The organism is Arthrobacter sp. zg-Y1110, assembly GCF_025244865.1.
In the GTDB taxonomy this organism is placed as follows: domain Bacteria; phylum Actinomycetota; class Actinomycetes; order Actinomycetales; family Micrococcaceae; genus Arthrobacter_B.
This window is the reverse complement of the sequence record NZ_CP104272.1, coordinates 2543101-2558718: the sequence shown is the minus strand read 5'-3', so window position 1 is coordinate 2558718 and position 15618 is coordinate 2543101. Positions and strand designations below refer to the sequence as shown.

General features: G+C 67.2%; 14 protein-coding genes. 7 read left to right on the top strand and 7 right to left on the bottom strand.

What is annotated here, in order from left to right:
• Positions 1–128 precede the first annotated feature (128 nt).
• Complete coding sequence (locus N2K99_RS11900; protein WP_227933116.1) at positions 129–890, bottom strand: uridine kinase; 762 nt, start codon at positions 888–890, stop codon at positions 129–131.
• A 136-nt stretch (positions 891–1026) separates the two neighbouring features.
• Between N2K99_RS11900 and N2K99_RS11895 the strand changes: the two genes are divergently transcribed.
• The 4 genes from N2K99_RS11895 (at position 1027) to N2K99_RS11880 (ending at position 5003) form a co-directional block, all read left to right on the top strand.
• On the top strand, positions 1027–2253 hold the full coding sequence (locus N2K99_RS11895; protein WP_227918380.1) for a cysteine desulfurase family protein: 1227 nt from the start codon (positions 1027–1029) through the stop codon (positions 2251–2253).
• Complete coding sequence (gene mnmA / locus N2K99_RS11890) at positions 2250–3401, top strand: tRNA 2-thiouridine(34) synthase MnmA (protein ID WP_227933117.1); 1152 nt, start codon at positions 2250–2252, stop codon at positions 3399–3401. Before N2K99_RS11895 ends, mnmA begins: the two co-directional genes overlap by 4 nt.
• Before the next feature lie 119 nt (positions 3402–3520).
• A complete protein-coding gene (locus N2K99_RS11885) occupies positions 3521–3898 on the top strand; it encodes a chorismate mutase (RefSeq protein WP_227933118.1) in 378 nt (125 codons plus the stop codon).
• Positions 3882–5003 (top strand): hypothetical protein, encoded by a 1122-nt coding sequence (locus N2K99_RS11880; RefSeq protein WP_308036347.1) that lies wholly within the window; start codon positions 3882–3884, stop codon positions 5001–5003. Before N2K99_RS11885 ends, N2K99_RS11880 begins: the two co-directional genes overlap by 17 nt.
• A gap of 29 nt (positions 5004–5032) precedes the next feature.
• Here N2K99_RS11880 and N2K99_RS11875 read toward each other — a convergent pair whose 3' ends face one another.
• The 6 genes from N2K99_RS11875 to N2K99_RS11850 are packed head-to-tail and all read right to left on the bottom strand — an operon-like array spanning position 5033 to position 11273.
• Positions 5033–5707: a DUF4166 domain-containing protein gene (locus N2K99_RS11875; protein ID WP_227933119.1), complete on the bottom strand. Its 675-nt coding sequence runs from the start codon at positions 5705–5707 to the stop codon at positions 5033–5035.
• 2 nt (positions 5708–5709) lie between these two features.
• Positions 5710–7002, bottom strand: a complete 1293-nt coding sequence (locus N2K99_RS11870) for a DUF58 domain-containing protein (RefSeq protein ID WP_227933120.1) — start codon at positions 7000–7002, stop codon at positions 5710–5712.
• 5 nt (positions 7003–7007) lie between these two features.
• Positions 7008–8042: a MoxR family ATPase gene (locus tag N2K99_RS11865; protein WP_227933121.1), complete on the bottom strand. Its 1035-nt coding sequence runs from the start codon at positions 8040–8042 to the stop codon at positions 7008–7010.
• On the bottom strand, positions 8039–9274 hold the full coding sequence (locus N2K99_RS11860; protein ID WP_227933122.1) for a DUF4350 domain-containing protein: 1236 nt from the start codon (positions 9272–9274) through the stop codon (positions 8039–8041). The genes N2K99_RS11865 and N2K99_RS11860 overlap by 4 nt, the downstream gene beginning before the upstream one ends.
• Entirely contained in the window at positions 9271–9957 is a 687-nt protein-coding gene (locus tag N2K99_RS11855; RefSeq protein WP_227933123.1) for a DUF4129 domain-containing protein, read from the bottom strand. The genes N2K99_RS11860 and N2K99_RS11855 overlap by 4 nt, the downstream gene beginning before the upstream one ends.
• A gap of 2 nt (positions 9958–9959) precedes the next feature.
• A complete protein-coding gene (locus N2K99_RS11850) occupies positions 9960–11273 on the bottom strand; it encodes a hypothetical protein (RefSeq protein WP_227933124.1) in 1314 nt (437 codons plus the stop codon).
• A 208-nt stretch (positions 11274–11481) separates the two neighbouring features.
• Between N2K99_RS11850 and mtrA the strand changes: the two genes are divergently transcribed.
• Genes mtrA through N2K99_RS11835 form a run of 3 tightly spaced genes read left to right on the top strand, consistent with a single transcriptional unit; the run spans position 11482 to position 15602 of the window.
• Positions 11482–12159, top strand: a complete 678-nt coding sequence (mtrA, locus tag N2K99_RS11845; protein WP_227918371.1) for an MtrAB system response regulator MtrA — start codon at positions 11482–11484, stop codon at positions 12157–12159.
• Positions 12160–12202: 43 nt separating this feature from the next.
• Complete coding sequence (gene mtrB, locus N2K99_RS11840) at positions 12203–13879, top strand: MtrAB system histidine kinase MtrB (RefSeq protein ID WP_227918370.1); 1677 nt, start codon at positions 12203–12205, stop codon at positions 13877–13879.
• Positions 13869–15602, top strand: a complete 1734-nt coding sequence (locus tag N2K99_RS11835) for an LpqB family beta-propeller domain-containing protein (RefSeq protein ID WP_227918369.1) — start codon at positions 13869–13871, stop codon at positions 15600–15602. The genes mtrB and N2K99_RS11835 overlap by 11 nt, the downstream gene beginning before the upstream one ends.
• The last annotated feature ends 16 nt before the right edge of the window (positions 15603–15618 follow it).

Here is a 15618-nt window from a genome sequence, read left to right as displayed (position 1 = left end):
GCGTCAGGCAAGTCTACCGGTCGTCCCTGCACCGCGGCTGGGAGGGGAAGGGCTATTCGGGCCGACGAATTTTCCGCGCCAACGAGTGTCCCGGATGGCCGTCCGTAAGGAGCTTTCCAAACGTGCGGTCACCCGCGCTTCCGGTAGCCGGCGTCGCTCCCGTTGATCACCCGCAGCGTGCCCGCCCGGCTGTTGTCCAGCACCAGGTCCGCCCGGGCAGCGGGGTCTTCCGCCGCGAAATAGAGCCGTTGCCCGCCGACATACCGCTCCTCGCCCGGATTCGCGGCGCCGGCCTGCCGGGCCCCCGCCCCGGTGCCGTCCCTGGCCGCCATGCGTGAAGCCGTCACTTCGAACGGCACAGCGAGGAACACGGAGAAGTCCCAAAAGTTCCTGAGCTCCTCCCGGTGCAGGAAAAGCCCATCGATAAGTACTACCGCGTCCTTTGCGGCCATAACCGGCTCAGGATCCAGCACCGCATCCGTTGCAAGGTCATGACCTTGGTTCCGAAACCAGGCGGCACCCGAAGCCAGGGGCTCCAGGGCGTACTCCGTGAACTGTTCCAGGTTGTAGGAATCCCGCCAAAAACCTTCCGGAGACCTGCGTCCGCGCCGGTACCGGACGCTGCGCACATTGTGGAAGGCGTCAATGGTGACCCGCAGGATCCGGCGTTGAGGGCCGTCGCCGGCGCCGCCGAGAACACCCGCAAGCTCGTCGGCGAACGTCGTCTTACCGGCGCCGTCAACGCCGTCGATCGCGACCAGGAGCCGCGAATCGGGTCGCAGTGGAAGCAAAACGGCGGCCAGTTCCGACAGAAAAGCGGCCCGCTCCATGGGCTCGCCCGGGCAAAAGCGGGGGGCGAAGGGTCGGGAATCCGTGTGCAGAGGCTCCATCGCGGCCATTCTGCCACGACGGACCGGCGCCGGTCAGGAAACTGTTGCGGAGTGAGGCCGGGCACGCCGCGGGAACGTCAGGAAAGTCCCAGCCGCCCGAATCGGCAGGAGCCGTCATGACCGCTAGAATTAGCTGGTGCCCGTGTATCTAGATCACGCGGCGACCACGCCGATTTCGGCTTCGGCCCTCGCCGCACTCACCTCAGAACTCAGCCGCAGCGGCAACCCTTCGTCCCTGCACGGTTCGGGCCGACGCGCCCGGATGGTTGTGGAGGACTCCAGGGAAGTCCTGGCCGCCGCCGCAGGCTGCCATCCCTCGGAGATCATTTTCACCTCCGGCGGTACCGAAGCGGACAACCTGGCCATCAAGGGTCTTTTCTGGGCCCGGCGCGATGCCGACCCGGCACGCAACCGCATCCTGGTCTCCGGCATTGAACACCATGCCGTGCTGGACGCCGTCGAATGGCTGGAGAAACATGAAGGCGCGGTGCCGGTGTGGATCCCGGTGGATCACGACGGCGTCATTTCCCTCGAAGCCATCCGCCGGGAACTCGTTGCCAACGCAGACAGCACGGCCCTGCTCACCGCCATGTGGGCCAACAACGAGGTCGGTACCGTCCAGGACATCCGGGCCATCGCCTCCCTGGCCCACGAATACGGTGTCCCTGTCCATTCGGACGCGGTCCAGGCTTTCGGCGCGCTGCCGATCGGCTTCCGATCCGCAGGTTTGGACACGATGGCGCTCAGCGCCCACAAGATCGGTGGCCCGGTGGGAGTGGGTGCACTGGTCGTGGGCCGCGCCGTCAAGCTCACGCCGGTCCAGCACGGCGGCGGACAGGAACGGGACATCCGCTCCGGCACCCTGGACACCGCGGGAATCGCAGCGTTCGCCGCGGCAGCGCAGGACGCAGCCGAGCACCTGACGGACGAGTCCGAACGCCTGCGCACGCTCCGGGACTACCTCATCACCGGCGTCGAACGGGCCATTCCCGAGGCAGTCCTGCGGGGAGCCCGGGACGACGACGGCGGCGCGCGCCGGCTGCCGGGCAACGCCCACTTCACGTTCCCCGGCTGCGAGGGCGATTCACTGCTTTTCCTGCTGGACCTGGCCGGAGTGGAGTCCTCAACGGGGTCTGCCTGCACAGCCGGCGTCCCGAGGCCCTCGCACGTCCTCCTGGCGATGGGACTCACCGAAACCGAGGCACGCGGCGCCCAACGGTTCAGCCTCGGGCATACAACCACCGCCGAAGACGTTGACACTTTGTTGCAGGCACTTCCCGAAGCGTATGAGCGGGCCAAGAAGGCCGGCATGGCCGGACACGTAAGCAGCATCCAAACAGCAGGAACAGGTTTTACTTCATGAAGGTTTTGGCAGCAATGAGTGGCGGAGTCGATTCCGCCGTGGCCGCGGCACGGGCAGTCGAGGCTGGACACGACGTCGTCGGCGTCCACCTTGCGCTGTCCCGGATGCCGGGCACCCTGCGCACCGGCAGCCGCGGCTGCTGCACCATCGAAGACTCCCGCGACGCCTGGCGCGCCTGCGACATCCTCGGTATTCCGTACTACGTCTGGGACTTCTCCGAGCGGTTCAAGGAAGACGTGGTGGACGACTTCGTGGCCGAATACGCCGCCGGCCGCACCCCCAATCCCTGCATGCGCTGCAACGAACGGATCAAGTTCGCCGCCCTGCTGGAAAAGGCGCTGGCGCTGGGCTTCGACGCCGTGTGCACCGGCCACTACGCCAAGGTGATCACGAACGCCGAGGGCAACCCGGAGCTGCACCGAGCCGCGGACTGGGCCAAGGACCAGTCCTACGTTCTGGGCGTGCTCACGGAGGAGCAGCTGCGCCACTGCATGTTCCCGCTGGCCGAAACCCCGTCCAAGGCCGAAGTGCGGGCCGAAGCCGAACGCCGCGGCCTTTCCGTGGCGAACAAGCCCGACAGCCACGACATCTGCTTCATTCCCGACGGTGATACCCGCGGCTGGCTCGAAGAGCGCATCGACATGACCGAGGGCGACATCGTGGATGAGACGGGGGAGAAGCTCGGGACCCACCCCGGCGCGAACGCGTTCACCGTGGGCCAGCGGCGCGGACTGAAGCTCGGCACGCCGGCCGCGGACGGCAAGCCCCGCTTCGTCCTGGAAATCCGGCCGAAGGAAAACAAGGTCGTGGTCGGACCCGAGCAGCTGCTGAACATCGACCAGATGCGCGGCATCAAGATTTCCTGGGCCGGACTGCCGATCCCCGAGATCGCCGCCCGGACCACCTTCGACTGCAAGGTCCAGGTCCGCGCCCACGGCGACCCCGTGGCAGCCACCGGCTGGATGGAAGACGTAGCCGACGAGGCCACCGGAGCAACACGTGAAGAGCTTGTGGTCCGGCTGGCCGAACCCATGCGCGGGGTTGCCCCCGGCCAGTCCATGGTGCTTTACCAGGGAACCCGCGTGCTGGGACAGGCCACCATCGACTCGGCACGTTCCCTTGAATGGGACCCCGCAGCGGTTTCGTAAAGCCCTGGTTTCACGACCGTTTCCCGGTACCGGCGCGGCGCCTCGGCGAAGCCGGGCGTAATCTGCTCCGGGCCGGGAGCCGCTCCACCTAAACTGGACCAATGAGCCAGACAGGACCAATGAGCGAATCACCGGACCATGAGTTCGATCCGCGGGCAAGTTCCCTCTCCGGGAAGGTTGCCGAGGACGTCATGGAAGAGCTGCTTGCCATGCGCAGCAGCATCGACAACATCGACGCCACTCTCGTGTACCTTCTTGCCGAACGCTTCAAAGCGACCCAGCGGGTGGGCCATCTGAAGGCGGAGCACCACTTGCCGCCGGCGGACCCGGGACGGGAAGTGGCGCAGATTGCACGCCTGCGCCGCCTGGCCGCGGACGCGCACCTGGACCCCGCCTTCGCGGAGAAATTCCTGAACTTCATCATCAGCGAAGTGATCCGCCACCATCAGGCGATCTCGCAGACCCGCAACGGCGGAACAGATGACCCGGAGGCCTGAGGACCGGCGCGGGGAAGCGGTTCCTCCGGAACAGCCCGCCCGACCCGAAGCACGAAACGGCATGGTCACGGCCACGGCGCTCGGCAGCTGGCCGGGGACTGATCCGGTCGAATCGAGCCGGGTAGTCCGAGGCGAGCTGGGGGACCCGCACCTGCCCTTCCTGGTCGAACTGCCGCAGCGCGGACCGGGGGCGGACGCGCTCGGACGGAGCGCTGCCCTGCTCGTGGACCTTTTCGTGGATGTCCAGCCGCACGGCTGGCGCCTGGTGGAGCGCCCGGGCAAGGACCACCGCCGCGCGGCGTCCCTCCTGACCCAGGACCTGAACGCACTTGCCGACGTCGTCGGAACCGAAGAACGCACGGGCGAAGCGTTGAAGATCTCCGTCCGCGGACCGCTCTCGCTCGCCGCGAACCTTTATCTGCACAACGGCGAACGGGCGTTGTCCGACGCCGGTGCCCGCCGGGACATTCTCCAGTCCTTCACCGCCGGCGTGGGCGACTATGTGGCGCGCGCGTCGTCGTCGGCACCGGGCGCACGGATCACTGTGCAGGTCGACGAGCCCGACGTCGCCGCCGTCCTGGCCGGCGGGATCCCCACCGCCAGCGGCTACCGCACACTGCGTTCCGTGCCGTCTTCGGAGGTATCCAGCGCCTGGCAGCAGGTCCGCGAGGCAATCGAAGCCGTCGGCGCGGACACTGTCTTCACCCTGCCCCGTGCGGAGGGATTCGGACCGCTGCGGACCGGCACGCAGTCACCGTTCGAGCTTGCCGTCGGTGCCGGAGCGCAGGGCGCGGCCCTCGCCGCCGACGGGCTGGACGCCCGTGACTGGGAAGGCATCGCCGAAGCCGTTGAAGGCGGACGCCGGATCTGGCTCGGCATCCTTCCGGTTCCCGCCGACGGAGCCGCACTGCCCCAGGTCACGGACCTCGTGGAACGGGTGCTGAGGCCCTGGCGGAAACTGGGGCTCTCGCAACAAGACCTGCCGGCGCTTCGCCTGACACCTGCCGCCGGACTGGCCGATATTTCACCGGCAGCGGCCCGGAAAGTCCTGGCCCGCCTCACACAGACGGCGTCTGCACTGGACCAGGTGGCAGCCGAGGGGTAAACCTGCCCGGGGCCTAAGTCCGCGCCGGCCTAGGTCCGGCGCTCCCAGTGTGCCGGTTCGACGTCGGCAGGCAGGCCGCCGTCGAAATCGCGGCAGGCGTAGCTGAACGCGCCGTCGTACTCGAAAACCGTGCCGACCTGCCGCTGGATGACCCGGGTGCGGATCCGGAACTGATCCTGCTGTGTATCCCACCACTGTTCCACCTGGGCGTCGGCACCGGCGAAGTCCGGCAGGGGCAGCCGCAGCGGACCGAGGAACAGCCGGCTTCCCGGGGAATTCATGTGCAGATGGCCGTCGTCCGAAACCCGCAGCAGCAGGTTCGTGGCCAGGTTGCGGCGTCGGCCCAGATAGTCCGTCAGGACTCCGGGCCCGGTCAGCACCGTGGTGTCCTCGAAGGTCCGCTGGCGGCCCGGGTAATCAAAGCGGCGGACCGCAGTCAGGGCCGGCCGGCCCCACGGGTCGAGGTGCGGATAGTTGCGGATGGAGAAGGGGACGGAGGTCCCGTACTCCGGGAAAAAGGCGTTGGACACCGGAACCAGCGGCAGCAGCGGACGCAGCCAGGGCCGCGGACAACCGGCACGGAGAAAAACGCCGGTTCCTTCACCGAACCGGCCGCTGCCCGGGCCAAGGCTGAAATACGCCTGCAGCTGGGGCTGCAGGCGGAGGAACCCTGCTCCGAGGACCTGCTGGTACACCGAGTCCACGGCTACAGCCTTCCGGCGGCCTTGAGGCGGAGATACATATCCGCAAGTTTCGGAGCCAGCTCGTGCGGCGGCTCATCCACAACTTCCGCTCCCATCGACCGCAGCTGCGCGCTGACCGCAGCCCGGTCCAGGAGGGCCCGCTCGGCTGCCGCGGCACGGAAGACTGCCGGCGTCGTACCTCCGCCGGAACGCAGCTCGTCCAGGCCGGGATCCCGCACGGAGGCAACCACGACCACGTGCTTTTCCAGCAGCCGGGGCAGGACCTGCACCAGCCCCTCCTCAACAGCTCCGGAATCCAGTGCGGTGATCAGGACGACCAGGGAGCGGCGTGCGGACACGGCGTGCACGGCCCCGGGAAGCAGGGTGAAGTCCGCTTCGATGAGTTCCGGTTCCAGCGGTGCCGCGGCAGTGACGAGCCGGCTCAGCAGGTTTTCCTTGCCGCCGGAGTCCACGCGCGCCCGGATCCGCCGGTCGAAGGCCAGGAAGTCCACCCGGTCGCCGCCGCTGCGGGCAAGCACGGCCAGGAGCAGGGTAGCTTCAATGCCGGTGTCCAGGCGGGGTTCGTCCTCGATCCGGGCGGCGGACGTCCGGGAGGTGTCCAGGGCAATGACCACCCGGCGGTCGCGTTCGGGCCGCCAGGTCCGCACCACGGTGTCCTGTCGCCGGGCGGTGGCCCGCCAGTCAATGGAGCGGACGTCGTCGCCCCGCACATATTCGCGCAGCGAGTCGAATTCGGTCCCGGCTCCGCGCAGCTGCACCGAGGCGTTCCCGTCCAGCTCCCTTAGCCTGCGCAGTTTCGAGGGCAGGTGCCGCTTGGCATGGAAGGGAGGAAGCACCCGGATTTCTCCGGGCACAGGCAGCGTCCGCTGGCGGGCCGCGAGCCCGAAAGGCCCGAAACTGCGGACCGCCACATGTCCGCTTTTCAGGATCCCGCGGCGGGCAGGTTCCAGCACCACGTCCATGGTCCGGGCTTCACCGGCCGGAACGGCCAGGCGCTGCTGCGGGTTGCGGGCACCGGCGGAAGGCTGCCATCCGTCCCGGACCACGGCCCGCAGCCGGGCTTTGGCGTCATTGCGGACCACCAGGGTTCCCGCCGTCGTTTCGCTCAGCCGCACGCTGTCCGGCAGGCGCCGCTCCACGCGGAGCCGCCGCACGGGGGCAGCCAGCAGCAGGTCCAGTCCGGCAGCGGCGGCCAGGAAGGCCAGCCAGAGCAGGATCGAGACGGCGCCGGGATAAAGCACCACGGCTACGGAGCCCAGGAGCGCCAGCAGGACAAAGCGGCCCGAAACAGCCATCGGCGTTACCGGGGAACCGGCACTGTGGCGAGGATGCTTCCCAGCACATCGTCCACGTTGACCCCGTCCATCTGGGCCTCGGGCCGAAGCGCCACGCGGTGCCGCAGGGCGGGAAGGGTGAGTGCCTTGACGTCGTCGGGAGTCACGAAGGCCCGCCCCGAGAGCCAGGCCCAGGCCCGCGCAGTATTCAGGAGGGCAGTGGCCCCGCGGGGGGACACCCCGAGCTGGAACGACGGCGCCGACCGCGTCGCCCGGACGAGGTCCACTATGTAGGCGAGGACCTCGGGCGCAACGGTTACCCTGGCCACTGCCTCGCGTGCCAGTTCCAGGTCCCGGGCCGACGCGACGGGTCGGACACCGGCGGCAGCGAGGTTCCGCGGATCGAAGCCGCCGCTGTGCCGGCGGATCACTTCGATCTCGTCCTCCCGGAGGGGCAGGTCAAGTGTCATCTTGAGCAGGAACCGGTCGAGCTGGGCTTCGGGGAGCGGGTACGTTCCCTCGTACTCCACCGGGTTCTGGGTTGCCGCAACAATGAACGGTTCGGGCAGGGGACGGGTGACGCCGTCCACGGTTACCTGGCGTTCTTCCATTGCTTCCAGCAGGGACGCCTGCGTCTTGGGCGGCGTGCGGTTGATTTCATCCGCGAGCAAGATGTTGGTGAACACCGGTCCCTCCCGGAAGGAGAACTCGGAGGAACGGTTGTCGTAGATCAGTGAGCCGGTGACGTCGCCGGGCATGAGGTCGGGGGTGAACTGGACGCGCTTCGTATCCAGGTCCAGTGCCGCGGAAAGGCTTCGCACCAGCAGCGTCTTGGCTACGCCGGGCACACCCTCCAGGAGCACATGCCCCTTGGCCAGCAGGGCAATGATCAAGCCCGTCACGGCCGCGTCCTGCCCCACCACCGCCTTGGCAACCTCACGCCGGACCTGCGCCAGGGCTTCCCGCACAGGGTCCGCTCCCGGGGACGGGGGAGGCGCCGGCGCGGTGCCGTTGGCGGCTCCGGAGGCTGCGGGTGCGTAGGGCTCGTACTGCTGGCTCATGATGAAGTGGCCTCTTCCTCTAGGTCTTTCAGGTCCTGGGCCCAGCGCACGAGTTCTGCGCCGGTTCCGGGCAGTCGCTGGTTGAGCAGGTGGTCAGTCTCGGTATAGCTGCGGCCGGATGCGTTCGCCGTCGCACGCGTGACCGCGTCAACGCCGGCTCCCGGGCCCACCCGCAGGTGTGCCGCCAGCCGGGTCAAGGCCGCCGCACGCAGGGTGGCGGCAGCATGGGCTACAGCCTGGCTGTCCTGGTACAGGCGGGCCCGGCCCTCAGCGGTCTCAGCCGCATGGACGATAACGGGCATGGGTTCCTCCATCAGGGGGCCGAGCCTGCGGCCCCGCCAGAAAGCAGCCGCCCCGGCGACCAGCAGGAGCCAGAACAGGAGCGGATTCACCCATGCGGGCAGTAAGGAGAAGGGATCGGCAGGCCCTTCCGAAGGGGGAACGTCGAAGGGGCCGGCCTGGTACCAGACCAGTGTTTCGTCCGAGCCGAGCGTTCGAAACGCCAGGGCGGCGTTGCCCTCGCGGGCAACGCTTTCGTTGGCGATCAGGTCCGCGCTGCCCAGCACCACGGCGGATCCGCCCGGGGTCGCCGCATAGGAACCTGCAGCGTCGCTGCCCTCGCTGCCCGGAGCCGGGAAACAGGTGACCGGCCCCCGGTAGGTTTTCCCGCCGGCTTCAATGGCACCGGCCGCCTCGGCATCCTCGTTGCTGCAGCCGGCGTCGAGCCGGTGACTGTCGGGCTCCTCGGGAAGGAGCCCGGCGGAACGGATCTGGGGGGCGAAATCCGCCAGCTGCTCAAAGGACGGTTCCACGAGCACTACCCGTCCGGCAGCGTCGGCGAGGTCCTGGCGTTGTTCACCGGTGAGGAAGCCTGCGGGATCAAGGAACAGCAAAGTCGCCCCGGGATTGTCCTCCAGGGCGGCCTGCGCTTCCGCCATCGTCTGGTGGTGCTGTACGTCCACTCCCTGGTCCGCCAGGATTTCGGCGGCGGCCATGGCTCCGTCCGGTGCAGGGTTGGCGGGGGAGAGCGCAGTGGTGTCGTGGTCAGCACGTCCCCAGACCGAAGCAATCGCAACTGCGCCGAGCAGCAGCAGAAGCAGAAGCGGGACCCGGTGCCGGCGCAGCCAGGCCGCGAAGCGGCTGCGGGCCCCGGGCGGCCCTGACTCCTCATTGCCGCTTCCCGAAGCATCGATGCTGCCGGCGGGCGCCGCTTCACTGGCAACCCGGCTCACTTCGGCACCGCCAGGGACGAAGGCTCCGCCGATGCCGGAGTTGCCGGTCGGGCTGCTTCCAAAGCCGTATCAAGGGCGGCTGCGCGTTCGTAATCCGGTTCCGCGGCAACCCCCTTACCGTAGAGCACCTCATCGAACCGCTGCTGGATCCACGTGATCTCCGGGCGGTGGTCCGGGAAGGCGGCGGCCAGCCGGGTGCCGGCTTCGGCTGCCGTTCGGGCCGGCCGGGCATCGAAGATGAACCGTTCCTCCGCCGAGCGGACCATCGCACGGAAAGACTCGGCAAGGGCGTCATTCCAGCGGTGCTCCGCGGCGGCCTGCTCTCCGCGGATACGGTGGTCGGTTGCCCGTTCCACGACGTCGTGGGCGAAGACCTCGGTCCGCTTCTTCACGGACGCATTCAACCGGGGGCGAATCACGAGAATTGCGACGGCCACCAGCACGACGGCGGCCAGGACCAGTATCAGGACTCCGGGACCCGCGCCGAGCCCATCCGCATCCTCGAACAACTCGTTCAGCCACTTGCCGACCCGAGCCCAGAACCGGTCTAGCAGGCCGGGTTGGGCATCCTCGTACACGCGCTTGGACAACTCGTCGCGCGCCCAGTCCCGTGCCTGGTCTGCATCGGGCTCGATCGGGGCTTCCCCGGCGGCGGCGGACCATGGGCGTGCTGTGGACGGCATGTCTACTTCATGCCCGCAGGGGGACCGAACGGCGTGTTCCGGGCCATGGGCACGGCATTCCGGCCGGGCAGGAAGTCGGAATCCTGTGCCTGCGGATTCTCCTGATCCTTCATCAAGGCAAGGTCGAAGCCTTCCCGGCGGATTCGGAGGTCGATATACAGCAGGGCCGTGACGGCACTTTGGAAGGCACAGGCCACCGCGGTCAGGAGCAGGGTGAAGGCGAAGATCAGGACAACGCTGACGCCGATGAGGACGGTGCTCTCCGTCAGGGTGAGCATGCTCGCGGCGAAGGAGAGCGGCACCGTAAGGACCTGGGACAGGATGTTGACGATCAGGCTCGTCAGGGCCATGATCCCGAAGGTGCGCCACCAGTTGCGCCCGGTCAGGCGCCAGGACCGCCGGATCGCAGGAAAGACACCGATACCTTCCGATACCAGTGCTGCCGGTGCGAGGGAGAGTTTAACCGAGACCCACACAGCCGCGGCAACCACCGCGAACAGGGCCGGGATCACCACGAGCAGCCCGGCTGGACCGAGAGTGTCGATGATCAGGTAAGCCAGCATGGCGAGGACCGTGACGCCCACGGCGGCACCGGCCAGCATCAGTAATCCGAGGCCGGCAAGCGGACCGAGGGTGCCGCGGGCCAGCCGCCAGACCTGGCCGAAGCCGGTCCGCAGGTTCAGGGTGGACCGCACCACCGGAAGGACCAGGAGGCCCTGGACAATCAGGACCCCGGCCAGTGACAGGCCGCCGAGGGTCGAAACCGCCCCCACAGCCGTCCCCAGGACCGGACCCGTGACTTCTCCGCCCGCCGATCCGCTCTGCAGCCACCCGTCTACGGAGACGAAGAAGCCCGCGCCCAATACGATAACCAGCACCGTTATGACGGCCTGGACCACAAACGCGTTGCCGAAGGCGGCCAACGCGTTGCGGCGGCACGCCTGGAACGCTCCGTCCAGGATTTCACCCAGTCCCAGGGGACGCAGGGGAATGATGCCCGGTTTCGGCGGCGGCGTGTAGCCGGGCGGGGGGAGGGGGCCTCCCCGGTAGGGATTGGGCTGGTCCCAGGCGGATGCCGGCGGCGCGTAGCCCGGTGCAGGGGGTTGCTGTGTCCACGGATTACCCTGCTGCTGCGCCCAGGGGTTCACCGGCGGCTGCGGTATTCCGGGCGGCGGCGGTGCCTGCTGCGCCCACGGATTTACCGGCGGTTGCGCTAATCCGGGCACAGGCCCCGGGGCGCCGTCGTTCAGGGCGCTGTTCTCCGGTCCGCTGTCCGGGCCACTGTTGTTCCGGTTGTTGTGTTCTTGCTCGCTCATCCTCAGCCGTTCCCCCGCAGGCACTAGCGTTTGTTTACCTCGACTATAGTGACGCTCCGCCCAAACAGCACCCGGCGAGCCGTGGCGGGATATGTGTCCCTTAGGATGATAGGGATTAACCTAGTCGGCTTTAACGCCGGGGGAGCGGCAGCCGATGCTGCTCCGGGCGCGCAGCGGCGCGGCAGTCAAGCAGCGGAAACAGGGAGTTATGAAGGCACGCATACTGGTCGTAGACGACGACGAAGCACTTGCCGAAATGATCGGTATCGTGCTGCGCAACGACGGGTTTGAACCGGTGTTCTGTGCCGACGGTTCCTCCGCACTTGAAGTGTTCCGCAACAGCAAGCCGGATCTGGTGCTGCTGGACCTGATGCTTCCCGGCATCGACGGCATCGAAGTGTGCCGGCAGATCCGCAGCGAGTCCGACACCCCCATCGTGATGCTCACCGCCAAGTCCGACACGTCCGACGTCGTGCGCGGCCTCGAATCCGGCGCCGACGATTATGTGCCCAAGCCCTTCAAGCCCGCAGAACTGGTGGCGCGGGTGCGTGCCCGGCTGCGCCCGGGCGACCAGAAATCGCCGGAGACCCTGCGGATCGGCGAAGTCTCCATTGATGTTGCGGGCCACTCCGTGACCCGCGGCAGCGACAGCGTTTCCCTCACGCCGCTGGAATTCGACCTGCTCGTGGCACTCGCACGCAAGCCCTGGCAGGTTTTCACCCGCGAGATGCTGCTCGAACAGGTCTGGGGATACCGCCACGCCGCCGACACGCGGCTGGTGAACGTGCATGTGCAGAGGCTCCGCTCAAAGATCGAACGCGACCCCGAAGCACCCGAGATTGTATTGACGGTGCGCGGTGTCGGATACAAAGCGGGTCAGAGCTAAGGTGCCGGGGTTCCTGGCCGGGATGGCCGGGAAATCCCCTAAATTGGACAGGGCCCTGCAGGGCCTGGCGCATCTGCGCGATTCCTTCCGGCGCGCCACTTTCCATCGGATCGCCCGCCAGTGGCGGAGGTCCCTTCAGTTCAAGACGGTCGTTTCCACGCTCCTCCTGGTGGCGCTCGCCGGCGCGGGGATCGGTGCTTTCCTCTCCCACCAGATTGCCGATTCCCTCTATGAAGAGCGGCTGACCCAGTTCCGGACCGAAGCGACGGGCGGTCTGTCCAAAGTGAAGGACAACTTCCGGGACACCGCCGCGAGCGATCGGGAGGGCACCGACCGGCTGGTCATGGACACCCTTCCGTTGCTGGAAGGCCAGGGTGCAGACGCTCAGCGGACCTATCTGCTCACCCCGTTGCCGACCTCCGACCCCCTGTATGTCACGTCCTCGGTGAACAGCGGAACCATCACCGCCAGCGGTATTCCGGTGGCCCTCAGCGACGCCGTTATTGCCAGCGATGCCACAGCGTCCGAGACGGATTACGTTTTCTGGTCTCCGCTTGAGCTCGCCAACGGAGAGCCAGGCATTGCGTTCGGCACCAAGGTCACACTGCCCCCGGACAGCTCCGAATATGCCCTCTACCTGATCTATGACCTGCATTCGATGCAGGAAACGCTCGACGACATCCACCGGATTCTCTGGATTGCCGGCTTCCTGCTGCTTGCCATCAGCGGCACGATCGCGTGGATCGTAGCCAAGGCCGGCCTGGGTGCGGTCAGCGATGCGGCAGCGGTGTCGGAGAAGCTGGCAGCAGGGGAGCTGCAGGAGCGCATGGAGGTCAAGGGCGAGGATGAAGTCGCACGCCTGGCGGCGTCGTTCAACCGCATGGCCGGCACGCTCCAGGACCAGATCACCCAGCTGGCTACACTTTCGCGTATGCAGCAGGTGTTCGTTTCCGACGTCTCACACGAGCTGCGGACTCCGCTCACCACTGTGCGCATGGCCGCGGAGGTGCTCTACGAAGCACGCGATAGCTTTGATCCGATGTACCGGCGCTCCACGGAACTGCTCTATCACCAAGTGGAACGGTTCCAGGCGCTGCTGGCGGACCTGCTGGAGATTTCCCGGTTCGACGCCGGGGCCGCCGCGCTCGATTTGGAACCCACCGATGTCTTCCATATTGTCCGTGACGTGATTGACGCCACCGAGCCGCTAGCGAACAACTGCGGCTCCGAGGTGGTTGTGGTCTCCAAGGAGGCGAGCTGCGTTGTGGATGCCGACCCGCGCCGGATCGAACGCATCCTGCGCAACCTGCTGGTCAACGCGTTGGAGCATGGTGAGGGGGAACCCATCGAAATTGCGATAGCAGCTTCCGAGGACGCCGTGGGCATAGCGGTCCGCGACCATGGCATCGGGATGACCGAAGAAGACGCCGAGCATGTCTTCGACCGCTTTTGGAGGGCGGATCCGGCACGTGCACGCACCACGGGCGGCAGCGGGCTGGGCTTGTCCATCGCCACCGAAGACACTCGGCTTCACAACGGCTGGCTCGAGGCCTGGGGCGAACCGGGAAACGGATCCTGCTTCCGCCTGACACTTCCCCGCCGTCACGGTGCGGGCTTTGAATCATCCCCGGTGCCGCTGTCTCCCCGCGAGGTCGTGGCCGAACCCCGGGCGCTCACTGCTGCGGCTCCGGCCCGGGAAGAGGATATTGATGCGTACTAAGCGGAAGGTGCCGCCCAAGGCACAGCGGGGACGGGCCGGAAGGATGCTTGTCCTGTGGATCAGTATCGTCCTTGTCCTGGTCGGCTGCTCCTCGATACCCACCGTTGGACCGGTAGGCACGGCGTCGGCGGAGAACAACGGGGAAACGGGCGAGGACGCGGTTTTCTCACCCGAAGGTCCGGCTGACGATGCCTCGCCGCAGGACATCGTCCGCGGCTTTATGGAGGCAGGCAGGGGCGCCGCAGACGATTACAGCGTGGCCCGGCAATTCCTGGCCCCGGAGCTGGCGACTACCTGGTCGCCCTCGGAACGGGTGACCATTTACCGGTCCTCACGCATCGTGGCCATGCCGGAACCGGACCTGTTCCAGATTCAGCTGGAAGTGCAGGGTCGCGTGGATGCCCGGGGCATCCGGACGGACGCCCCGGAGGGCAGCACCGAAGCATTCCCCGTCCAGCTCGAAAAGGTGAAGGGACAGTGGAGGCTCAGCGCCGTCCCCGACGGGATCATCGTGTCCCTGGCGAGTTTCCCTGCGATTTTCATCGCCCACAACCTCTACTTCTATTCGAGTGATTACCAGTACTGGGTCCCGGATACGCGGTGGTTCATTCAGCGTGCCGGCATTGCCGCCAACATTGTCAAGGAACTTCTCGTCGGGCCCGCTCCGTACCTCCAGGGTGCAGTCCTCAGCGCCTTCCCTGCCGGAACCGCCTTGGCACGCGATGCGGTCCCGGTGGCCTCGGGAAAGGCTGTCGTGGATTTCGCGGACGAATCGCTGCGGGACTCCAGCGACCGGAACCGCCAACAGATGGTGTTGCAGCTTGAGCAGAACCTGCGCAGCCTCAACAACGTCACCGCTGTGAGGATGACAGTGGACCAGCGGGACGTAGACCTCGGCAAGGGCAGCGGTGAGCTGCAGTCCGCCGTGGCCGATCCATCCGCCGGAGCCACCCAGATCGTGGTCTATCAGGACGAACTGGCCTACTACGCCGACGGCCCCGAGCCGATCGGGGATATTCCCTCAGTGGCGGAATACGGCCCTCGGCATCCGGCCATGTCGGTGGACGGATCGGTCATCGCCTTCCTGAACAGCCAGGAGAACGCGCTGCTGGTCACGGGAACCGGACAGGAAGTTGCAGTGGTGGCCGAGGCTGAAAGGTTTACGGCGCCCAGCGTGGATCCACGCCGGTGGGTCTGGACTTCCCAACCCACGGGCACCGGATCCCAGGTTCTTGCGGTACCGCCCGGGGGAGACCGGAGTTCCGCGGCCGTCCTTTCTGCGCCGTGGCTGGAGGGGCAAACCGTGACCGAGCTGCGGATTTCCCGCGACGGTACCCGGGCATTGGTGGCGGCGAACCGGGACGGTCGCAGTGAAGTCATGATTACCGGCGTCGTCCGGTCATCCGAAGGAGTCCCCGTCTCCCTCACGGTTCCGACGATCCTTCAGGTGCCTCCGGAAGCGGGGGCCGTGAACCGGGTCAAATGGGCCTCGGAGGACACGGTGGTTGCCGTGCAGTCCGGTGCGGAGGAAGCCGCGCCGGTAATCCTCAGCACCGCACGGGTTCCTGATCTGCTGTCCGCGAAGGAAGGAATTACGGGACTGAGCGCAGGAAACGGCGCTGAGGACATTTTCATCCAGACCTCCGAGGGCATCTTCAACAAGGTCGGCAGTAGCTGGACGCTCCGGACGGAAGGAATCCGGGACCCGGCTTTCCCGGGCTGATGCAGCGCTCTTTGTT